Below are 20,743 nucleotides of genomic sequence, written 5' to 3' on the forward strand. Positions count from 1 at the left end.
CTTGACTCTACTGCGTACGTTCGCTCGTTCGCTCGGGCAACGGGTCGGGGCGCCGTCCCGCAACGCGCCGCGGCCCGCTTGTTAGACGGAATGTATAACAAGGATTCCGGCAGGCCTACCCCTGAGTAAGAACCAGAAATCAGCCCGCCGTTGGCGACCGGACGGCTTGCGCAAGGAACTGAAAACCCTTCCACAAAGCCTTGACGCGTACATGAGTGAGCGGCAGGCTCCCCTGCGGAACCCCCCACGGCAGCTTCCCCCACGAGCAGTTGCCTTCCGCGGGCACGGCTGTGCCCAGTCCCGAAGGAGCCGCACATGCAGCACCGTTCCCGCCTTCTCGGCGCGACATCGGCCGGGGTACTCGCCGCGGCCGGTCTCGCGGTGTTCACGCCCTGGCAGTCGCAGGCGACACCACCCGGCGAGAAGACCGTCACCGTCACCATGTTCGAGCGGCAGTACGCCGATGTCGCCAAGGCCTGCACCGACGAGCTCGGCCCCGCCGGATACGGCTATGTCGAGGTGTCGCCCGCCTCCGAGCATGTCCAGGGCGGGCAGTGGTGGACCTCGTACCAGCCCGTCAGCTATAAGATCGCGGGCCGCCTCGGCGACCGGGATTCCTTCAAGAGCATGGCCGCCGCCTGCCACAAGGCAGGCGTCAAGGTGATAGCGGACGCCGTCATCAACCACATGGCGGCCGGTTCGGGCACCGGCACGGGCGGCACCGCGTACACCAAGTACAACTACCCCGGCTTCTTCCAGGACGCGGACTTCCACACCTGCCGCACGGACATCAACGACTACGCCAACAGGGACAACGTCCAGAACTGCGAACTGGTCGGCCTTTCCGACCTCGACACCGGCAGCGACGCGGTGCGCGGCACCATCGCCGCGTACCTCGACGACCTGCGGTCACTGGGCGCGGACGGCTTCCGCATCGACGCCGCCAAGCACATGGCCGCCGCCGACGTCGCCGCCGTCAAGGGCAAGATGAGCGATCCCGGCTTCTGGGTGTCGGAGGTCATCCGCGGAGGCGGAGAGGCCGTACAGCCCGACGAATACACCGGCATCGGGGACGTCGACGAGTTCCGCTACGGCGGGCATCTCAAGAGCGCCTTCCAGGGCGGCGACATCGCACAGCTGAAGTCGGTCGCGGACGGCAAACTGGGCAGCGGCTCGGCGCGTACGTTCGTCGACAACTGGGACACCGAGCGAAACGGCTCGACGCTCACCTACAAGGACGGCGCGGCCTACACCCTCGCCAACGTCTTCATGCTCGCGTCCCCCTACGGCTCGCCGAACGTGTACTCCGGCTACGAGTGGTCCGACAAGGACGCGGGTCCGCCCAGCGGCACGGACGGCTGGACGAACGCCCATGCACAGCAGGCGATCACCGGCCTGGTCGGGTTCCGCAACGAGGTGGGCTCCGCCGAGCTGACCGACTGGTGGGACAACGGCGGCAGCGCCCTCGCCTTCGGCCGCGGTGACAAGGGGTTCGTCGCCCTCAACAACGGCGAAGGCGAGCTGACCCAGACGTTCGCGACGTCCCTGCCTGGCGGCACCTACTGCAATGTCGCCAAGGCATCCCCGGACAACTGCGACGGCAACACGGTCACCGTCGGCGACGACGGGAAGTTCGAGACCACCCTGCCCGCCCGCGGCGCACTGGCCCTGCACACCGGGGCACAGGCCGGCTGACCGGGACCGGCGGGGCGGACGCACCTGGGCGCCTCACTCGTCGCCTCGCACCTCTGCCGGGATGTCGAGAACGGCGAGGAAGGCGGTCGCCGCCGGGGTGCGGCCGAGGCGGGACCAGACGACGTACTCGACTCGGGCCGGGGCATCGGCGACCTCGACGGCGACCACACCGGCGAGTTGAGGCGCGTACGCGGAAGGGAGCATGGCCACGCCGAGGCCGGGACCGACCAGCCGGGCGATGAAGTCCGCGGAGGTCACTTCGAAGGCGACATCACGGGCGAGACCGGCGGCCGCGAAGGCCTGGTCGGACTGAATACGTCCCGCTGTCCCTGCCGGGAGGTCCACGAACACCTCGGAGGAGAGCCTGCGCAGGGTGACCGCCGACTCGTCGGCGAGTGGATGGTCCGGCGCGACCACGGCGACAAGGCGGTCGCGGCCGAGTTCATGGGCGGCGACACCTTGGGGCCGCGCGGTGGTCGGCAGTCCGAGGAAGGCCATGTCGATGGTTCCTTGCCTGACCTGCTCGGCGAGCTCCTCGCTCGCGCCCACCCGCAGACTGATGCGCACCTGCGGGTACCGCTCGCGGAAGTCGCGCAGCGCACCCGGGACATCGACAGCGGCGACCGTGGGAATCAGCCCCACGGCGAGCCGTCCGCGCACCTCCCCGACAGCGGCGGCGACCTCGGCGGACGCACGCTCGGCAGCGTCCAGACACTGCCGGGCGGCCGGCAGGAACGCCTCACCGGCCGGCGTCAGCCGCACCCGGCGGCTGGTGCGTTCGAAGAGCCTCGCACCCAACTCCCGTTCAAGGCGGGCGATTTGGTGACTGAGGGCGGACTGGACGACCAGACACCGTTCGGCAGCCCGGGTGAAGCTGTTCGCCTCGGCGACGGCGACGACGTAACGCATCTGCTGGAGCTCCATGGATCCATCTTGTATCGCGATCGATGAGCTGACAAACATGTGTTGGACTCATTGATAGCGCCACATGAGACTTCGAGCATGACAAGTCCAGCAGCACTGAAGGCTTCCCCCGGAGCCGCCAGAGGCGCTCCCCGTGGGAATCTGCCCCGCACCGCCCTGACGGCGCTCGCTCCCTTGGCCTGGGGCACGACCTATGTCGTCACCACCGAACTTCTCCCCGCGGGACACCCCCTGTTCGCAGGACTCCTGCGCGCGTTGCCCGCCGGTCTGATCGCGCTTGTGCTCACCCGGACATTGCCGCGCGGCACGTGGTGGGGGAAGGCCGCGGTGCTCGGCGTGCTGAACATCGGTCTGCTCTTCCCGATGCTCTTCATCGCGGCCGAACGCCTACCGGGGGGCGTCGCGGCCACCGTGGCGGCGGCCCAGCCCCTCATGGTCGCCGTCCTGGCCGTGACCGTCCTCCACGAGAGGCCGTCCGCCCGGCGCTTCGTCTGGGGCGTGATCGGCGTCGCGGGCGTCGGCCTCGTGGTGATCGGGCCGCACGCGGCGCTCGACACCGCCGGGATCGTGGCGGGCCTCACCGGTGCGGCCGGGATGGCGCTCGGCGTGACACTCACCAAACGCTGGGGACGGCCCGCCGGGGTCGGCCTCACCGCGTTCGCCGGCTGGCAACTCACCGCGGGAGGCCTCTTCCTGCTGCCCCTCACCTTCCTTGTCGAGGGTCCGCCTCCCGCGATCGACGCGACGGCCGCCTTCGGCTACCTCTGGCTGGGCCTGGCCGGAGGTCTGATCGCCTACGTCCTGTGGTTCCGCGGCATCACCACTCTGCCCGTCACCTCTGTCGCGGTTCTCGGCCTGTTCTCACCGCTGGTCGCCGCCGTTCTCGGCGCCGTCCTGCTCGGCCAGACACTCGGCCCGATCCAGCTCCTGGGGTTCGGACTCTCACTCGCGGCGATCATCGCGGGGCAGCTGCCTTCGCCCACCCGCTCGCGCAACTCCGCTTCAACACCCGCACCGGAAGGGACATCTCGATGAAGATCGCCGTCGTCGGAGCCGCAGGCATGGTCGGCTCACGGGTCATCAAGGAAGCCGCAAGCCGGAGCCATGACCTGATCGCGGTGTTCCGCAAAGAGCGGTCGGCCATCCTGCCGCCCGGAGTGCGGGTCGTCGAGGGCGACGCGAACGACCTCGACCGCATGAGCAGACTGTTCGACGGCACCGACGCGGTCGTGGCCGCGACCCGTCCTGCCCCTGGGCACGAACACACCTTCACCGCGACCACGAGGGCACTGCTCGACGCGGCGGCGAAGGCCCGGACGCGCATCCTCGTCGTCGGCGGCGCCGCCCCCCTCCAGATCCCGGGCCACCCCGACCGGCTCGTTGTCGACAGCCCCGAATACGTGCCGCAGCAATGGCGCACCCTCGCCGCCGCAAGCGCCGCGCAGCTGGACACCTGCCGGGAGCACCCGGCCAACTGGGTCTATCTCAGTCCACCCGCCGCCCTCGAACCCGGACGTCGCACCGCGAAGTACCGACGTGGCACCACCACACTCATCGCGAGCGCCGACGGCACGTCCCGTATCTCGGTCGAAGACCTCGCCGTAGCCGTCATCGACGAACTCGAGAACCCGGGCGAGGACAAGCACTTCACCGTCGGCCACCACCTGCACTAGACAAGACGGAACACCGGATGACATACCGACTCGGCGGCGAACTCGTCGTCCGTCGAGTCGGACGTCGAGTCGGACGTCGAAGTAGGGCCGGGTGACGGGCACTTCCCGCCAGTACTGGCGCAGCACGGGCACGCTCTCCTCGGGCCCGAGCTCGATCACGCGCACGGTCTGCGACGTGCCGCCCCTGCTGAGGTCGATCTGCCCGGCCGCGCGGGGTGGAGAAGAGGCGGCCCGACTTCCGGCCGCGCACGGTCAGGATGTACCGGTAGCCCTTGCCGATGCCGAACCGGGTCATCGTCCGGAACACGTCGTTGATCAGGCGTGTGCCGAATCCGATGCGATACGTCTTGGCCATCAGTCCCCTTCCCGTAAAGCGGCCGGCGGCTACCGCGCGGCCAGCAACTGAGCCGCGCCCTGACGGGCTTGGCGCGCCGGCTCCGGTGACCCTGAGATCGCGGCAGCGGTCATGGCCCCCTCCGCGAGCAGGACCAACGGTCCGGCAGTCTCTCCCGGTGCGCCCGCCGCGGCCACAAGTCCGGCCAGGTAGTCGTGGAAGGCGCTCTTGTGGGCCCGGACGGTGTCGGCCACCGCCGGGTCGACGGCCCCCAGCTCGCCGAACGAGTTGATGAAGGCGCAGCCCCGGAAGTCGGGTTCACAGAACCATTCGTACAGCCAGTCGTAGACCGCGAGAACACGCTCCACGCCTTCCGGGCGGCCGTCCGCGTACTCGGCGAGCCGTGCCCGCCAGCGGCGGTCGCGGCGCTCGAGGCAGGCCAGGAGGAGCTCCGACTTCGACGGGTAGACCTGATAGAGCCGCTTCAGCGAGACGCCAGAGCGGGCACGCACCTGGTCCATACCCACGGCCTGCACGCCGCGCTCGTAGAAGAGCTCATCGGCGGCGTCAAGGAGTCTGACTTCCGCTTCGGCGTGATCCATGGAAGCCCCATCCAAGAGAAGAGAACGTGCGTTCTTCGAGAGTACTACGGGCCGGGACGCGGTCGCACCATTGCGCGAGAACGTTCGTTCTCCTATCGTGGGCGACCCCGAACGGAGAACGATCGTTCTCGCGGTCACCACACCGACATCACCTCAGCCTCAGCCTCAGCCTCAGGAGAGCGACATGGCCGCACGACCCCCCGTTCCGCCGTTCACCCGGGAGACCGCGGCCGAGAAGGTCCGCCTGGCCGAGGACGGCTGGAACACCCGCGATCCCGAGAAGGTGGCACTCGCCTACAGCGAGGATTCCCGCTGGCGGAACCGCGCGGAGTTCGTCACCGGGCGCGATGCGATCGTCGCCTTGCTCTCCCGTAAGTGGGACCGGGAGCTCGACTATCGCCTCATCAAGGAACTGTGGACACACGACGGCAACCGCATCGCGGTGCGCTTCGCCTACGAATGGCACGACGACTCCGGCCACTGGTTCCGCTCGTACGGCAATGAGAACTGGGAGTTCGACGACGACGGCCTGATGCGCGTCCGCCACGCCTGCATCAACGACCTCCCCATCCAGGAGTCCGACCGCAGGTACCACTGGCCGCTCGGCCGTCGCCCCGACGACCACCCCGGCCTCAGCGACCTCGGACTGTGAGCGAGCGGCTCGGGCGGTGCAGGGCCCTGCCGAGGAGCAGCGGCAGCAGGGCGCACTGCGCGGCGACCGCGGCCCAGAAGAGACCGGCGTGGCCGGTCCGTTCGGCCAGCTGGTAGCCCTCGCCTCCGGCGACACCGCTCGCGAAGGCGCCGATACCGACCGCGAGCCGTTGGCGGCCGAACACGACGGCGGGTGCGCGGGAGGCATGTCCGCCTGGACGAGCCGGACTTCGGCCGAGGCTTCCTCGCAGGTGGCGCGGGCCCGCTTCAGGAGCCCGGCGCCCGCCGCCGCTCCGAGAACATCGTCTCGGAGAAATCGGACCAGAATCCGTCGTCCTCGTACCAGTGCATGATGCCGCAACCTCGATCCAGTGGGCCGTCGTGGCCCGTACGCCCGCGGATTCAGGAGCTGCGGGTGTACGGGACGTGCGCACCAGGGGTCGACTGCGGGTCTCTTCCGGTTCCCGGCCTGGGCGGCCGGCTCAGGCGCCGCTGGCCTTGAGCATGTCCTCGCGCTCGACGATCTTCACGCGCTCGCGGTCCTCGGCCGCGCCAAGCGCCTTCTCCGCGGCGTCGAGGCGGTACCAGCCGTCCCACGTCGTGAAGCGAACGTTCCGCTCACCGAGGAACGTGTCCACGGCCGCCGGATCGGGCAGGGCAGGCGTGTGGAGGCGAGCGTTCACGTGGTCGTCCAAGAGGCTGGCGACTGTCTCGTTGGCGTCGCCCTTGGTGTGGCCGATGAGGCCCACGGGGCCGCGTCGGATCCAGCCGGTGACGTACGTGGACTGCAGGTGCTCCCCGGTCTCCTCGATGACCCGGCCGCCCTTGTCCGGGACCGTGCCCGACTCGACGTCCCAGGGCAGCTTGGGCAGTTCGTCGGAGAGGTAGCCGACTGCGCGGTAGACCGCGCCGAGGTCCCACTCCTTGAACTCGCCGGTTCCCTTGACGTTGCCCGTGCCGTCGAGGGCGGTGCGTTCGGTGCGCAGGCCGACGACCTTGCCGTCGTCGCCGATGATCTCGGTCGGCGACTCGAAGAAGTGCAGGAACAGCTTGTGCGGGCGGTCGCCGGCGTCGCGGATGGCCCAGTTCTCCAAGGTCTTGGCGACCATGTCGGCCTGCTTGTTGCCGCGCCGGGTCGCGATGGAGCCGTCGTCGTAGTCGATGTCCTCGGGGTCGACGATGACCTCGATGTTCGGGGAGTGGTCGAGCTCCCGCAGCTCCATCGGGCTGAACTTCGCCTGCGCAGGGCCACGGCGGCCGAAGACGTGGACCTCGAGGGCCTTGTTGGCCTTCAGGCCCTCGTGGACGTTCGCCGGGATCTCGGTCGGCAGCAGTTCCTCGGCCGTCTTGGCCAGGACTCGGGCCACGTCGAGCGCGACGTTGCCGACGCCGAGGACGGCGACCTTCTCCGCGTCGAGCGGCCAGGACCGCGGCACGTCAGGGTGCCCGTCGTACCAGGAGACGAAGTCCGCGGCTCCGTGCGACCCTTCGAGCTCCATGCCCGGTATGTCGAGCGCCCGGTCGGCCGTCGCCCCGGTGGAGAAGATCACCGCGTCGTAGAAGGTGCGCAGGTCGTCCAGGCTGATGTCGCCCGGGTAGTCGACGTTGCCGAAGAAGCGGATCTGCGGCTTGTCAAGGACCTGGTGCAGGGCCGTGACGATGCCCTTGATTCGCGGGTGGTCGGGGGCGACGCCGTAGCGGATCAGGCCGAAGGGGGCCGGCATCCGCTCGAAGAGGTCGATCGACACACCGGGCTCGACCGCCACCGCGGATTTCAGCAGCGCGTCGGCGGCGTAGATGCCGGCGGGGCCGGCTCCGACAATGGCTACCCGCAGAGGGCGAGGCATGTTCAGGTTTCCCTTCGAGCGGTGGCAGGGGGAGCTCACCCCGGAAGCCTAAACTAAGGCAAACCTAAGTTAGTAGCCGGGTTCGATCTATGGACTCATAAGGCTGCCTTATGAGAACCCCAGGGATGAGTTTGGGCCCGGACGGCCGGGACTCCCCCGCCATGGCCGCCCACCGGGCATGGGCGACACCGATTGCATGATCAAAGTGGCGCCGGGTTAGCATATGAGCGCCGCCTAGCTCGAAAGATAAACCTGTGACTGTCAATGACGACTCGTTCACCAACTGGAAGCACCGCGAAGAGATCGCGGAGTCGATGATCCCGATCATCGGGAAGCTGCATCGGGAGCGGGACGTCACCGTCCTCCTCCACAGCCGCTCCTTGGTGAACAAGTCGGTGGTCAGCCTCCTCAAGACCCACCGATTCGCCCGGCAGATAGCCGGTGAGGAACTCTCCGTCACCGAGACCCTGCCGTTCCTACGGGCTCTCACCACGCTCGATCTCGGTCCTTCCCAGATCGACATCGGGATGCTCGCCGCGACGTACAAGTCCGACGACCGCGGTCTGCCGGTGGCGGAGTTCACCGCCGAGGCCGTCGCCGGTGCCACCGGCGCCAACAAGATCGAGTGCCGCGAGGGACGCGACGTCGTCCTCTACGGCTTCGGCCGCATCGGCCGCCTCGTGGCCCGCCTGCTCATCGAGAAGGCCGGCTCCGGCAACGGACTGCGTCTGCGCGCCGTCGTCGTCCGCAAGGGCGGCGAGCAGGACATCGTCAAGCGCGCCTCGCTGCTTCGCCGTGACTCCATCCACGGCCAGTTCCAGGGCACGATCACCGTCGACGAGGCGAACAGCACGATCATCGCCAACGGCAACGAGATCAAGGTGATCTACGCCAACGACCCCTCCGAGGTCGACTACACGGCGTACGGCATCAAGGACGCCATCCTCATCGACAACACCGGCAAGTGGCGCGACCGCGAGGGACTCTCCAAGCACCTGCGCCCCGGTGTCGACAAGGTCGTCCTGACCGCGCCGGGCAAGGGCGACGTCCCGAACATCGTGCACGGCGTCAACCACGACATGATCAAGCCGGACGAGCAGATCCTGTCCTGCGCCTCCTGCACCACGAACGCGATCGTGCCGCCGCTCAAGGCGATGGCGGACGAGTACGGCGTCGTGCGCGGGCACGTGGAGACCGTCCACTCGTTCACCAACGACCAGAATCTCCTGGACAACTTCCACAAGGCCGACCGTCGCGGCCGCTCGGCGCCGCTCAACATGGTCATCACCGAGACCGGTGCCGCATCCGCCGTCGCCAAGGCGCTGCCCGACCTCGATGCGACCATCACCGGCAGCTCGATCCGCGTCCCGGTGCCGGACGTCTCGATCGCGATCCTCAGCCTGCGGCTCGGCCGCGAGACCAACCGCGAGGAAGTCCTCGACTACCTCCGGGGCGTGTCGCTGACCTCGCCGCTCAAGCGCCAGATCGACTTCACCACCGCCCCCGACGCGGTGTCGAGCGACTTCATCGGCTCGCGCCACGCCTCGATCATCGACGCGGGTCCCACCAGGGTCGACGGCGACAACGCGATCCTCTACCTCTGGTACGACAACGAGTTCGGCTACTCGTGCCAGGTCATCCGCGTGGTCCAGCACGTCTCCGGCGTTGAGTACCCGACGTACCCGGTGCCGACGGTCTGATCCCGGCAGGTTCTGGGAGGGGGCCGCAACCCGATGCCGGTCGGCATCGGGTTGCGGCCCCCTCCGCCGTCCCGCCCCGGACGGACCGGACGGACGGACGGACTAGACCGGACCGGACCGGACGGGACAACTGAGTGCGCGGCCACGAAACCACCACCCCTGACAACATCGTCACCACTACCGAGCAGAAGTGGCACGCTTGGCGGAAGAGTGGAACGAGGGGGAGCCGTGACACGGGGGACGCAAGGCCTGCTGGTCGGTGGCCGGTACCGGCTCGACCGCATCATCGGATCCGGAGGCTTCGGCCGGGTCTGGCACGCGCGTGACGAGACGCTCCAAACCGACGTCGCCGTCAAGGAGTTGATCCTCGACGCGGCGCTGCCACCCGTCGAGCGTGCGGACCGCTTACGCCGGGCCAGACGCGAGGCGCGCAACGCGGCGAAGCTGCGGGACCATCCGCGCATCGTCAGCGTCCATGACGTCGTGATCGTCGACGAGGCGCCCTGGATCATCATGCAGCTGGTGACCGGAGGGACCCTTCAGGAGCGCCTCGAGAGGAAGAACCACCTCTCGGTGGACGCCACCGAGAGGCTCGCCCAGGCTCTCCTGGAAGCCCTCGATGCGGCCCACAAGCAGGGCATCGTGCACCGCGACATCAAACCCGCCAACGTCATGGTGACCGAGGACCGCAGAATCCTGCTCACCGACTTCGGCATCGCGGTGAACCAGGCCGACTCCCACCTGACCGCGACCGGCCTGGTCATCGGCTCGCTGGCATACCTCTCCCCGGAGCGGGCCCGCGGCGAGAGGGCGGGGGCGGCGAGCGACCTGTTCTCGTTGGGTACGACGCTGTTCGAGGCCGTCGAGGGCGTCTCCCCTTTCCACCGGGACAACCCCGCCGGATCGCTCCACGCTGTCGCGTACGAGAAGGCCCCTCCGATGCGGCGTGCCGACCGCCTGGAGCCCTTGGTCAAGGCCCTTCTGGAGAAGAACCCGGCGGATCGCCCCTCGATCCCCGAAGCCCTTGACCTGCTCAAGTCCCCGGCGCAGGAGCCCAAACCGAAACCCAAGCCGAAGTCGCAGCCAAAGCCGCAGCCCAAGACCAAGCCCAAGCCCGGGTCACAGCCCACCGCCACGGCCAAGGACAAGGCCAAGACCCGGACCGCCGTCCAGGCCACTCCCGTGGCCCGCCCGAAGCCGCCGAGCACGCCGAAGCCTTCGGCCCCGACGACCCCGAAGCCCGCGGAATCGACCAACCCGGCGGCCGTCTTCGGCTGGCTCCTCGCCGCCGCCGTCGGTTTCGGCCTTCTCTACGCCGAGAACGAAGGCTTCTCCAACTGGGTCAGCGCAGGCCTCAACGGCAGTGTCTCCGCCGCCGAGCCCGAGGACTGCGTCCACTACGTCGAGCCCGAGAAGAAGGACGGCGACTGGGTCGCGGGCGAGTGGGTCCAGGTCCCCTGCTGGTCCGGCGCCACCAAGTCGAAGGTCACCTATCGGGTGCAGGCCACGACCGCCGCGACGGGCACGACCGGTTCCAGCGGCCTGCCCGGCTCGGGCGGCACCGGATGCTCCAACTACCCGGCGTGGAAGACCCCTTCGAACACCTTCCAGACCGTACGGTTCCAGGGCTCGGACGGCCGCCCCTGGGAGCTGTGCGTCGAACCTCACCGATAGCGGGAGGTCCTGCGCCTTCAGCCGAGCAGCCTGCTGGCACCGAGGGCGAGCGAGAACTCCACCATGTCGCCGACCCGGGTGAGACTCCGGCCGGTCAACTGCTCGACGCGCCGCAGCCGGTTGAGGACGGTGTTGCGATGGCAGTAGAGGCGGGCGCCGGCGCGCTGCGCGGAGCCGTCGGTCTCCAGCCAGACGGCGAGCGTGGCGAGGAGGAGGTCCCGGTCGGCGGGGTCGAGGGCGCGCAGCGGGCCGAGGACGCGTTCCGTGAGCGCCTCGGCGAGCTCGGGCGACGACACGACGAGGGCGTCGGGCAGACGTTCGTCCAGGAGTACGGCGCCGCCGCTGCGGGGGCAGGTGCGCAGCGACGTATCGGCGAGCCGACGGGCGTGCGGGACGGCGGCGAGACCCGCCACCGGCGACCCGATGCCCGCGCGGGCCCCGGCAGCCAGGTCGAGTCCCGCGGCGAGCGCGGCCAGTTCGGCGGCCGGGTCGGCATCGGTGTCGCCGAGCAGGACGAGGACGTACTGGACCCCGGCAGCGGCATGGCGCAGCATCCGCGTACCCGTCGGCAGCGTGAGGCTGCTCTCCTCCCCCGCGAGGGCGATCACGGCGTACCATCCGTCCTCGGGCAGCCCGAGGACGTCCGCGGCGGTGGGCAGGTCGGTGAGGCGGGCGCTCCCGTCGAGGAGGCCCGCGGTCAGCAGCCGCAGCCGGTCCTCGTGCTGCCAGGCGAGGCGGCGCTCGGTGCGGCGGTAGGAATCGGCGACGACGCCGCAGTGTTCGTCGACGAAGTTCCACACATCCGTGGCGACATGGATGAGCAGCCCCATGTCGTCGGGGTTGCCGCGCGCGACCTCCTCGACGAGGCCCTGCCACACCATCGCCCCGCCGAGCCGGAAGGCGTGCAGCAACGCGTCGAGCGGCAGGCCCCGTTCGGCGCGCAGTACCGCGATCTGGCGGGAGGTGCGATGGGCCGCCTCCCTGGTCTCCCCCGGCTGGAGGAGCGAGGTGACGCTGTGCCGCAATGAGCGGTGCACCTCCTGCCACACTTCGGTGGGGTGGGCCTCGATGGCCGCGCGGTAGGCGGGTTCCTGCTCACGCAGGGCCGCGACGAGACGGTCGGTCATCGTGGCCAGGTCGCCGAGCAGGGCGCGGGCCGCGCGATGCAGCACGGTGACGGTCTCGGCGTCGAGGAGGGAGCGTGCACCCGGTGCGAGAGGGGTGAGGGCGGGCACTTCGTGCAGGGGCCCGACCCGTGACCGCAGGACGTGTGGCATGGGGCCTCCACGGGGAGTGTGCGCACTGCCGGATCTTCCTGACGCCCGAAGAATGGCATACCGCCCGGTCGGTACCTAGAGGTGTGCGGCAATCTCCTCATCACGGTCCGGCAACCTCCGATCGCGGTCCGGCAACCCCTGATCGCGGTCCTGTACCCCCTGACGCCTGTCCGGCAAACCGCCGCCACGGGCGAGCAGCCGCGACAGTTCGACGCGGGAGCGTACGCCGACGGCGGCGAACACATTGCGCAGGTGATGGTCGACGGTGCGATGGCTCACCCAAAGCCGCACCGCCACCTCGCGGTTGGTGGCGCCTTCCGCCACGTGGCGGGCGATGCGCTGCTGTTGCGGCGTCAGTGCCGCGAGCACTCCCGCACCCGTTCGAAGGCGACCAGCGCGTCACGCACGGGCCGCGCGCCTCGCGGGTACGCCGGCGAACCACTCGGGCCGGGTTGCGCAGGCCACGAAGGGCTGTGGGCCCGGGGTGTCAAGGAGTAGGACCTACTCGCCAGTTCGTTTGATTCTTCAACACACTGCGCGACTCATTGACGCGGATCGTTCACCTCTTTATGGTCGCCTGACCTTCCCCGGCGATCCTGCAACGGAGCACAATGAGGCCCCTCCCCCGCACGGCCCGGCTCATCGCGCCCCTCCTCGTGGGCGCGCTCGCGGCGGCCGTTCCCCCCACCGCAGCGGCCGATATCGCGACCCCGGGCGCTGCGCTTCCGGCGTCGCCCGCGACTTCCCCCGGGTCCGGCTGGACGCTGACTTCGACCCGCCTCGATCCGAAGGACACGTACCACGCCTTCGTCGGCAACGGCTATCTCGGCCAGCGGGTCGCACCCAACGGGACCGGCTACGCCGCCGCCGACGCCAAGACCGGATGGCCCCTGTTCACTCCCCGATACGACGGCTCCTTCGTCTCCGGGCTCTACGCGCACAACAAGGACACCACCGAGAACCGCCAGGTCGCGGCCGCCATCCCGACGTGGACCCCGCTCACGGTGTCGACCGGCGGGCCCGCGTCCGAGACCTTCACCTCGGCGACACCGGCCGCCCGTATCTCGCACTACCGGCAGAGCCTCGACCTGCGCCGCGGCCTCGTGCGGACCGAGCTCACCTGGACGGCCACCGACGGCCGGGCCACCGACCTCGTCTACGACGTCCTCGCGGACCGCGACGACCCGCACGTCGGCGCCGTACGACTGCGGATGACTCCCCACTGGAACGGCGACGCGAAAGTCACCGACCGCATCGACGGACGCGGTGCCCGGCGCATGACGCCCACCGGCGGCGGCGCCCGCTCCGGAGGGCAGACCATGGCCGTCGGGTTCCGCACGGACGGTACGAAAACCGAAGGGGCGGTCGCATCGACGCTCCGGGCGGGGCATGGCGTACGTACAGGAAATGAACAAACCTCAGCTACCGCACGCAAGTTGAGCGCCCATCAGTCCACCGGAATCCCCGTCACGTCCGGCCGGACCTACGAGCTCACCAAGTACGTAGGCGTCGACACCGCACTGACCTCCCGCTCCCCCGAGCGCGACGCCGTCGCGGCCTCGCAGCGGGCGGCCGGTCGCGGCTGGGACGCCCTGTTCGCCTCCCACACCGCCTCCTGGCGCAAGCTCTGGCGCAGCGACATCGAGGTGCCAGGGCATGGCGAACTCCAGCCGTCCGTACGGTCCGCCCAGTACGGGCTGCTTTCCAGCACCCGCACCGGCTCGGCCAACAGCATCTCCCCCACCGGCCTGAGCAGCGACAACTACGCGGGGCTCGTCTTCTGGGACGCGGAGACGTGGATGTACCCCGGGCTGCTCGCCGCCCACCCCGACCTCGCCAAGACCGTCGTGGAGTACCGCTACCGCACCCGGGCCGCCGCCCGCGCCAACGCCGAGAAGCTGGGCCACCCCGGCCTCTTCTACCCCTGGACCAGCGCGAGCAAGGGCGACCTCAAGTCCGAGTGCCACAGTGTCGACCCGCCGCACTGCCGCACCCAGAACCACCTGCAGAGCGATGTGGCCCTGGCCGCCTGGCAGTACTACCTCGCGACCAAGGACACCCACTGGCTGCGCACCCGCGGCTGGCCGGTGATCCAGGGGATCGCAGAGTTCTGGACCCACCGCGCCACGCGCAACACCGACGGCAGCTACTCCATCAAGGACGTCGCGGGACCTGACGAGTACAGCAACGGCGTCGACGACGGAGTCTTCACCAACGCGGGCGCCGCCACCACCCTGCGCACCGCCGCCCACGCAGCGAAGATCCTCGGCAAGGACGCCCCGGCGAGCTGGGGCACCGTCGCCGACAAGCTGCGCATCCCCTACGACAAGAAGAAGCAGGTCTTCCAGCAGTACGACGGCTACAAGGGCTCGGTGATCAAGCAGGCGGACACCGTGCTCCTGATGTACCCGCTGGAGTGGCCGATGTCGAAGCAGGCCGCCACCAACACCCTCGACTACTACGCGGCCCGCACCGACCCCGACGGTCCCGCCATGACCGACTCGGTGCACGCCATCGACGCCGCCTCGATCGGTGAGCCGGGCTGCTCCGCGTACACCTACCTGGAGCGCTCCATCCGGCCCTTCGCACGCGGCCCGTTCAACCTCTTCTCGGAGGCGCGCGGCGACAAAGCAGGGGCCACCGACCCCCTGTCGGGCTCCCCGGCACAGAACTTCACCACCGGCCAGGGCGGCTTCCTCCAGGTCTTCACCAACGGCCTGACCGGGCAGCGGATGCGCGAGAACAGCGTGCACCTCGACCCGATGCTGCCTCCGCAGCTGTCCCAGGGCGTCAAGCTCAACGGACTGCACTGGCAGGGCCGTACGTACGACATCGCCATCGGCGCGCATGACACCAGCGTGCGGCTCACCCACGGCGCCCCCTTCGAGATCGAGACCCCGCAGGGCAAGCAGATCGTCAGCCAGGGCGCTCCCGCGCACATCAAGACCCGCCGCCCGGACCTCGAGCCCACCGACAACCTCGCCAGGTGCCGTACGGCGAAGGCGACTTCGGAGCAGCCGGGCCAGTACGCGGACGCCGCACTCGACGGCAACACCGCCACCGCCTGGGTCCCCGGCACCGCCCGCGCCGGCCTCACCGCGGACCTCGGCAAGGCCACCCGGATCTCCAAGATCACCCCGCACTGGACGGACGTGAAGCCGACGAAGCACACGGTGCGGACGTCGCTGGACGGGCAGCACTGGAAGGCTGCCGAGCCGGGCGGTGGCGTGGCCCGCTACGTCCGGGTGAACTTCACCTCGGAGAGTGCGAAAAAGCCCGCGGGCATCGAGGAGTTGACCGTCGGCCGGTAGGCCGCCTCTGCCACGCGATCGCGTCTGCCACGCCCGTTGATAGCCTGCCGGGCGTGGCAGACGAGTTGTACGAGAACCCGAAGCTTGCGGCGCTCTACGATCCGCTCGACGCCGACCGCAGTGATCTGGACGTCTACGCCGACGTGGCAGCGGAACTGAGGGCACGTCAGGTGCTCGACGTCGGATGCGGTACGGGCACGTTCGCGCTGCTCCTCGCCGACCGCGGGCTACGGGTGACCGGCGTCGAACCCGCCGCAGCCTCGCTCGACGTCGCCCGCGCGAAGCCCGGCAGCGAGCGTGTGCGGTGGATCCACGGCGACGCGACGGCGCTCCCCGAGATGCGGGTGGACCTGGCCACCATGACCGCCAACGTGGCCCAGGCGATCGCGGACCCGGAGGTGTGGGAAGGCACACTGCGCGGGATCCATGCCGCCCTGCGCCCCGGCGGTCACCTCGTCTTCGAGACCCGGGATCCGGCCCGGCGGGCGTGGGAGGAGTGGAACCGCGCCGCCACCCACCGCACGGTCACCGTCGAAGGCGTCGGCGAGGTCGAGGCCTGGGTGGACGTCACTGACGCGACCGACACCAGCTGGCCGCTGGTGGCCTTCCGGAGCAGCGTAGTCCGCAAGGCGACGGGCGAGACCCTCACCTCCGACTCGACCCTCCGCTTCCGCGAGCGTGCCGAGGTGACGGCCACGTTGACCGCCCACGGCTATGTCGTGGACGAGGTCCGCGATGCCCCGGACCGACCCGGCAGGGAGTTCGTCTTCTTCGCCCGCCGCCCGTAATCACGCCGTCTTCCCCTGGGGCACACGTACGTTGCGTACATCGATGGCGGTGAGCGCCAGGGCCAGCGGCCCCGGCACGAGGAGCGCCAGCGGCAGCATCATCCAGGCGTCCGAGCCGCCGCAGCCGGTGAGCAGCACTGAGCGTGAGCACCGCGGCCGTTGCGCAGGACCACCTTGTCCTGTTTCCGGGCCTGCCGATGACACCTCTCCTCTCTGGATTCTTGATGGGCTCTTCTTATGAGGTCTTGCGACGGGGGCGGTTACTCGCCGTTGTACGGAAGCGTGGTGCCCGGAAGTTCGTACTCGTCGCGGCGCCCGCACATGCCGTAGCCACCGATGCGGGAAGGACGGCTGTCGTACGAGCCCGACCCCGCGAGGTAGTCGGGGCTGCCGGACTCGAGCGCGTCGAGCTCCGCGCCCGTGCGCTCGGCGGTGGCCAGTGCACCTGCCCGCCACAGCTCACGCCACGTGGGGACCTTGTCCCGCACGAACCGGGCCGCGGCCTGCTGGAATTCCAGGTAGGGGCCGTTGTCCCCGGCTTCGAGCGCTTCGCGCAGCGGCAGGTATCCCTCGACGGCCAGATCTCGGCGCTTGCGGGCGGCGGCTTCCGCCTCCGGCCCTTCCTTCGCGGGGAGCTTCGCCGCGGCGGCGTACCGCTCGGGGTCGGCGAGCACGTCGGGCGGGAAGGTGAAGACGGCGTCCCCGGCCTCGGGCAGGCCGCTGTTCTGCATCAGGACCGTGATCCGCAGGTCGCCGCCCTGGATCATGCGGTGCACGGTGCCGGGTGTGAACCACGCGACCGAGCCCGCTTCCAGGGGCACTTCGCGGTGGCCGTCGGGGCTGAGCGTCTGGACAGCGCCACGGCCACCGGTGACGACGTACGCCTCCGTGCACACCAGGTGCAGATGCGGGCTGCCGCCGCACACTCCGTCGGCGGCCTCCCAGTCGTACGCGGTCAGATGCGAGAGGCCGATGGCTCCGGGCAGCGGCTGCGGCAGGCTCACCATGTCAGTCCCTTCAGGTGCGTGGCGACGCGGTCGCGGTCCCAGGCTCCGTCGGCGACCACGACCCGGTAGCGGTAGGCGAACGACGCGCCGGGGGCGAGCTCGAACTCCTCGAAGAACGCCCAGGAGAAGGCGACGGCGGGGTGCCGATCAGGACCAGGTCGGGCCGGACGGCCTCGAGCATCGCAGCGAAGGCGGCGTACCCCTCGACATCCATGTCCATCGCCCCGGCCGCGGTGCGGAAGGCGTCGAGCCCGGCCGGGTCGACATCGACGGCGGCTCTGCGCTCGATCCGGTCGGAGTGGGCCCGCAGGGCGGGCAGATGACTGCCGGTGACGATGCCGCCGGTGCCGACGACGGCGGCACGCAGGCGAGTGAGGGTGGAGGACATACGGTCTCCTCGAACAGACTTAGAAAGCGCTTGCGCTGGGGCCGACCCTAGGCATCGCAGGAAAGTCAGGACAAGACCTCGGGGCCGAAAACTGAAACGACTCAATATGTGGACAGCGAACGTTGCCCGCACGCTGCCCACCACCCCCGCTCCGACCAGGATCTTCATCGGCGCCGGTGGAGATCCCCCAAGTCGGCGACGCCGCCCGCGCGAGGTGAAGGTGCCCTCAGGCGTGGGCGGGCACGGCGGCGGGGACGTGCGGATGCTGGCCGATCTCTTCGGCGAGCGGGCCCCCGGCGGGGCGGACTCCCTGGGCCGCGCGGCGGACGCCGGCGACGGCGCCCGTTCGCTGGCCACAGGCCTGGCCGCGAACCAGTCCTTCGTCACGGGGCGCCCGGTCGATGCCCGGGACCTCATGGGGACCTGAAAAGACGTCAGGGCCGGCCCGCGCGGGCCGGCCCTGACGTCGCGATCAGAGAACTCAGACCAGGTCGAACCGGTCGAGGTTCATGACCTTGTCCCAGGCCGCGACGAAGTCCTTCACGAACTTCTCCTTGGCGTCATCGCTCGCGTAGACCTCCGCGAGCGCGCGCAGCTCGGAGTTCGAGCCGAAGACGAGGTCGGCGCGGGTGCCGGTCCACTTGACCGCGCCGCTCGCGTCACGGCCCTCGAACTCGTCCTGCGCTGTGGACGTCGACTTCCAGGTCGTGCCCATGTCGAGCAGGTTGACGAAGAAGTCGTTCGACAGGGTGCCCGGCTTGTCCGTGAACACGCCGTGCTTCGACCCGGCGTGGTTGGCGCCCAGGACGCGCAGACCGCCGACGAGGACCGTCAGCTCGGGCGCGCTCAGGGTCAGCAGGTTCGCCTTGTCGATCAGCAGGAACTCGGCCGGCAGACGGTTGCCCTTGCCGACGAAGTTGCGGAAGCCGTCGTTGGTCGGCTCGAGCGCGGCGAACGACTCGACGTCCGTCTGCTCCTGTGCGGCGTCGACACGGCCCGGCGTGAACGGCACCTCGACCTGGACACCCGCGTCCTTGGCCGCCTTCTCGACCGCCGCGGAGCCGCCGAGGACGACCAGGTCGGCCAGCGAGACCTTCTTGGCGCCGGAGTTGAAGGACGACCGGATGCCTTCCAGCGTGCGAAGGACCTGCGCGAGGGCGTCCGGGTTGTTCGCCTCCCAGCTGCGCTGCGGCTCCAGGCGGATACGTCCGCCGTTGGCGCCACCGCGCTTGTCGCTGCCGCGGAAGGAGGACGCCGCTGCCCAGGCAGCGGATACCAGCTGCTCGGTGGTGAGGTCCGAGCCCAGGATCTGCTCCTTGAGCGATGCGATGTCCGAGGCGTCGACCGGCTCGCCCTCGGCCGCCGGCAGCGGGTCCTGCCACAGCAGCACCTCGGCGGGCACCTCCGGGCCGAGGTAGCGCACGATCGGACCCATGTCACGGTGCGTCAGCTTGTACCAGGCGCGGGCGAACGCGTCCGCGAACTGGTCCGGGTTCTCGTAGAAACGCCTCGAGATCTGCTCGTAGACCGGGTCGAAGCGCAGCGACAGGTCGGTGGTGAGCATCATCGGGAGGCGCTTCTTCGACGCGTCGAAGGCGTCGGGGATGATCGCCTCGGCGTTCGTCGCCACCCACTGGTTCGCACCCGCCGGGCTCTGGGTGAGCTCGTAGTCGTACTCGAAGAGGTGCTTGAAGAAGTCGTGGCCCCACTGCGCGGGGGTGGTGGTCCAGATGACCTCGAGACCGCTGGTGGTGGCGTCGGCACCCACGCCGGTGCCGTGGGAGTTCTTCCAGCCGAAGCCCTGCTGCTCCATGGACGCGGCCTCGGGGTCGTCGCCGATGCTCTCGCTCGGCCCTGCGCCGTGGGTCTTGCCGAAGGTGTGACCACCGGCGATGAGCGCGACGGTCTCCTCGTCGTTCATCGCCATGCGGCGGAACGTCTCACGGATGTCGCGGGCCGCGGCGACCGGGTCCGGGTTGCCGTTGGGGCCCTCGGGGTTGACGTAGATGAGACCCATCTGGACCGCGCCGAGCGGGTTCTCCAGCTCACGGTCGCCGGTGTAGCGCTCGTCGTCGAGCCAGGTGGTCTCGGGGCCCCAGTACACGTCCTCGTCGGGCTCCCAGACGTCGGCGCGGCCGCCGGCGAAGCCGAAGGTCTCGAAGCCCATCGTCTCCAGGGCGACGTTTCCGGTGAGGACCATGAGGTCGGCCCAGGAGAGGTTCTGGCCGTACTTCTTCTTCACCGGCCACAGCAGCCGACGGGCCTTGTCGAGGCTGACGTTGTCCGGCCAGCTGTTGAGCGGGGCGAAGCGCTGCTGCCCGGCACCGGCGCCGCCGCGGCCGTCGCTGATGCGGTACGTGCCCGCGCTGTGCCACGCCATGCGGATCATGAGCGGGCCATAGTTGCCGAAGTCGGCGGGCCACCAGTCCTGCGAGGTCGTGAGGACCTCGGCGATGTCGCGCTTCACCGCCGGCAGGTCGAGGGTCTTGAACGCCTCGGCGTAGTCGAACTCCTCACCGAGGGGGTTGGCCACGGCGGGGTTCTTGGCGAGGATCTTCAGGTTCAGCCGCTCCGGCCACCACTGACGGTTTCCACCGCCCTGGGTGGGGTGCGGCGCGCGACCGTGCGCGACCGGGCAGCCGGTTGCCTCCTCCGGCTTCGGGTCTGTGACGATCGCGTCGTGGTTCTCAGTCATGGAAATCCTTCCGGACGGGGCGGATCACGGTGCTGTGGAACTGCGGGCGGGGGAACGGTCGGTGGCCCCGGCGAGGTCGCGGATCAGCACCGGGCCGACGACGCTCGCCTGCTCCTGAAGTCACGTGCTCTTCCCTGCTGTTGCCCTGCCCCTTGGCTATCGACCGGAACTGATCCT

General features: G+C 69.7%; 17 protein-coding genes and 3 pseudogenes. 9 read left to right on the forward strand and 11 right to left on the reverse strand.

From position 1 onward, the window contains the following. Positions 1–315 precede the first annotated feature (315 nt). Entirely contained in the window at positions 316–1,695 is a 1,380-nt protein-coding gene (locus tag ACGFSB_RS20110; protein WP_393400822.1) for an alpha-amylase family protein, read from the forward strand. Between the two features lie 33 nt (positions 1,696–1,728). On the opposite strand, the gene ACGFSB_RS20115 is transcribed toward ACGFSB_RS20110, so the two are convergent. Further along, positions 1,729–2,619 (reverse strand): LysR family transcriptional regulator, encoded by an 891-nt coding sequence (locus ACGFSB_RS20115; protein ID WP_393400825.1) that lies wholly within the window; start codon positions 2,617–2,619, stop codon positions 1,729–1,731. A gap of 78 nt (positions 2,620–2,697) precedes the next feature. Between ACGFSB_RS20115 and ACGFSB_RS20120 the strand changes: the two genes are divergently transcribed. Further along, complete coding sequence (locus ACGFSB_RS20120) at positions 2,698–3,654, forward strand: EamA family transporter (protein WP_393400828.1); 957 nt, start codon at positions 2,698–2,700, stop codon at positions 3,652–3,654. Next, on the forward strand, positions 3,651–4,292 hold the full coding sequence (locus tag ACGFSB_RS20125) for an NAD(P)-dependent oxidoreductase (RefSeq protein WP_393400831.1): 642 nt from the start codon (positions 3,651–3,653) through the stop codon (positions 4,290–4,292). The genes ACGFSB_RS20120 and ACGFSB_RS20125 overlap by 4 nt, the downstream gene beginning before the upstream one ends. A gap of 384 nt (positions 4,293–4,676) precedes the next feature. Here the strand turns inward: ACGFSB_RS20125 and ACGFSB_RS20130 are convergent, their stop codons facing one another. Further along, the gene (locus ACGFSB_RS20130; RefSeq protein ID WP_393400834.1) at positions 4,677–5,228 is read right to left on the reverse strand and encodes a TetR/AcrR family transcriptional regulator; all 552 of its coding nucleotides are present in this window, start codon (positions 5,226–5,228) and stop codon (positions 4,677–4,679) included. A 184-nt stretch (positions 5,229–5,412) separates the two neighbouring features. Between ACGFSB_RS20130 and ACGFSB_RS20135 the strand changes: the two genes are divergently transcribed. Next, a complete protein-coding gene (locus tag ACGFSB_RS20135) occupies positions 5,413–5,880 on the forward strand; it encodes a DUF1348 family protein (RefSeq protein ID WP_393400837.1) in 468 nt (155 codons plus the stop codon). Here the strand turns inward: ACGFSB_RS20135 and ACGFSB_RS20140 are convergent. Next, positions 5,861–6,064 (reverse strand): hypothetical protein, encoded by a 204-nt coding sequence (locus ACGFSB_RS20140; RefSeq protein WP_393400840.1) that lies wholly within the window; start codon positions 6,062–6,064, stop codon positions 5,861–5,863. The genes ACGFSB_RS20135 and ACGFSB_RS20140 overlap by 20 nt on opposite strands. 297 nt (positions 6,065–6,361) lie before the next feature. Beyond that, the gene (locus tag ACGFSB_RS20145; RefSeq protein ID WP_393400843.1) at positions 6,362–7,726 is read right to left on the reverse strand and encodes an FAD-dependent oxidoreductase; all 1,365 of its coding nucleotides are present in this window, start codon (positions 7,724–7,726) and stop codon (positions 6,362–6,364) included. Between the two features lie 254 nt (positions 7,727–7,980). On the opposite strand from ACGFSB_RS20145, the gene ACGFSB_RS20150 reads away from it, so the two are divergent. Together ACGFSB_RS20150 and ACGFSB_RS20155 are read left to right on the forward strand one after the other, a co-directional pair. Next, complete coding sequence (locus ACGFSB_RS20150; RefSeq protein ID WP_393400846.1) at positions 7,981–9,426, forward strand: glyceraldehyde-3-phosphate dehydrogenase; 1,446 nt, start codon at positions 7,981–7,983, stop codon at positions 9,424–9,426. Between the two features lie 228 nt (positions 9,427–9,654). Continuing rightward, a complete protein-coding gene (locus ACGFSB_RS20155; RefSeq protein ID WP_393400849.1) occupies positions 9,655–11,100 on the forward strand; it encodes a serine/threonine-protein kinase in 1,446 nt (481 codons plus the stop codon). 17 nt (positions 11,101–11,117) lie between these two features. Here the strand turns inward: ACGFSB_RS20155 and ACGFSB_RS20160 are convergent, their stop codons facing one another. Continuing rightward, complete coding sequence (locus tag ACGFSB_RS20160) at positions 11,118–12,377, reverse strand: PucR family transcriptional regulator (RefSeq protein ID WP_393400852.1); 1,260 nt, start codon at positions 12,375–12,377, stop codon at positions 11,118–11,120. Positions 12,378–12,452: 75 nt separating this feature from the next. Then, positions 12,453–12,813: pseudogene (locus ACGFSB_RS20165) on the reverse strand (helix-turn-helix transcriptional regulator); the annotation flags it as partial. Between the two features lie 175 nt (positions 12,814–12,988). Between ACGFSB_RS20165 and ACGFSB_RS20170 the strand changes: the two are divergent. Then, a complete protein-coding gene (locus ACGFSB_RS20170; RefSeq protein ID WP_393400855.1) occupies positions 12,989–15,688 on the forward strand; it encodes a discoidin domain-containing protein in 2,700 nt (899 codons plus the stop codon). 53 nt (positions 15,689–15,741) lie between these two features. Further along, the gene (locus ACGFSB_RS20175; protein WP_393400858.1) at positions 15,742–16,476 is read left to right on the forward strand and encodes a class I SAM-dependent methyltransferase; all 735 of its coding nucleotides are present in this window, start codon (positions 15,742–15,744) and stop codon (positions 16,474–16,476) included. On the opposite strand, the gene ACGFSB_RS20180 is transcribed toward ACGFSB_RS20175, so the two are convergent. The 4 genes and pseudogenes from ACGFSB_RS20180 to ACGFSB_RS20195 all read right to left on the reverse strand — a co-directional run. Further along, entirely contained in the window at positions 16,477–16,614 is a 138-nt protein-coding gene (locus tag ACGFSB_RS20180; RefSeq protein ID WP_393400861.1) for a hypothetical protein, read from the reverse strand. A 122-nt stretch (positions 16,615–16,736) separates the two neighbouring features. Beyond that, the gene (locus ACGFSB_RS20185) at positions 16,737–17,483 is read right to left on the reverse strand and encodes a cupin domain-containing protein (protein ID WP_393400863.1); all 747 of its coding nucleotides are present in this window, start codon (positions 17,481–17,483) and stop codon (positions 16,737–16,739) included. Next, a pseudogene (locus ACGFSB_RS20190) lies at positions 17,477–17,623 on the reverse strand (DUF6807 family protein); the annotation flags it as partial. The pseudogene ACGFSB_RS20190 and the gene ACGFSB_RS20185, both read right to left, overlap by 7 nt. Further along, positions 17,614–17,871 (reverse strand): annotated as a pseudogene (locus ACGFSB_RS20195) (Gfo/Idh/MocA family oxidoreductase); the annotation flags it as partial. The pseudogenes ACGFSB_RS20195 and ACGFSB_RS20190, both read right to left, overlap by 10 nt. 106 nt (positions 17,872–17,977) lie before the next feature. Between ACGFSB_RS20195 and ACGFSB_RS20200 the strand changes: the two are divergent. Then, positions 17,978–18,298 carry a hypothetical protein gene (locus ACGFSB_RS20200; protein WP_393400865.1) on the forward strand — a complete coding sequence of 107 codons (321 nt, stop codon included), beginning with the start codon at positions 17,978–17,980 and terminating at the stop codon, positions 18,296–18,298. 54 nt (positions 18,299–18,352) lie between these two features. Here the strand turns inward: ACGFSB_RS20200 and katG are convergent, their stop codons facing one another. Continuing rightward, positions 18,353–20,566: a catalase/peroxidase HPI gene (gene katG / locus ACGFSB_RS20205; protein ID WP_393400867.1), complete on the reverse strand. Its 2,214-nt coding sequence runs from the start codon at positions 20,564–20,566 to the stop codon at positions 18,353–18,355. Positions 20,567–20,743: the final 177 nt, after the last annotated feature.

The organism is Streptomyces sp. NPDC048441, from assembly GCF_043200235.1.
Taxonomy (GTDB): Bacteria; Actinomycetota; Actinomycetes; order Streptomycetales; family Streptomycetaceae; genus Streptomyces.

Coding starts and splice junctions, on each gene's coding strand:
- ACGFSB_RS20110 (WP_393400822.1), top strand. CDS start 316: ATGCAGCACCGTTCCCGCCTTCTCGGCGCGACATCGGCCGGGGTACTC.
- ACGFSB_RS20115 (WP_393400825.1), bottom strand. CDS start 2,619: ATGGAGCTCCAGCAGATGCGTTACGTCGTCGCCGTCGCCGAGGCGAAC.
- ACGFSB_RS20120 (WP_393400828.1), top strand. CDS start 2,698: ATGACAAGTCCAGCAGCACTGAAGGCTTCCCCCGGAGCCGCCAGAGGC.
- ACGFSB_RS20125 (WP_393400831.1), top strand. CDS start 3,651: ATGAAGATCGCCGTCGTCGGAGCCGCAGGCATGGTCGGCTCACGGGTC.
- ACGFSB_RS20130 (WP_393400834.1), bottom strand. CDS start 5,228: ATGGATCACGCCGAAGCGGAAGTCAGACTCCTTGACGCCGCCGATGAG.
- ACGFSB_RS20135 (WP_393400837.1), top strand. CDS start 5,413: ATGGCCGCACGACCCCCCGTTCCGCCGTTCACCCGGGAGACCGCGGCC.
- ACGFSB_RS20145 (WP_393400843.1), bottom strand. CDS start 7,726: ATGCCTCGCCCTCTGCGGGTAGCCATTGTCGGAGCCGGCCCCGCCGGC.
- ACGFSB_RS20160 (WP_393400852.1), bottom strand. CDS start 12,377: ATGCCACACGTCCTGCGGTCACGGGTCGGGCCCCTGCACGAAGTGCCC.
- ACGFSB_RS20170 (WP_393400855.1), top strand. CDS start 12,989: ATGAGGCCCCTCCCCCGCACGGCCCGGCTCATCGCGCCCCTCCTCGTG.
- ACGFSB_RS20185 (WP_393400863.1), bottom strand. CDS start 17,483: ATGGTGAGCCTGCCGCAGCCGCTGCCCGGAGCCATCGGCCTCTCGCAT.
- ACGFSB_RS20200 (WP_393400865.1), top strand. CDS start 17,978: ATGTGGACAGCGAACGTTGCCCGCACGCTGCCCACCACCCCCGCTCCG.
- katG (WP_393400867.1), bottom strand. CDS start 20,566: ATGACTGAGAACCACGACGCGATCGTCACAGACCCGAAGCCGGAGGAG.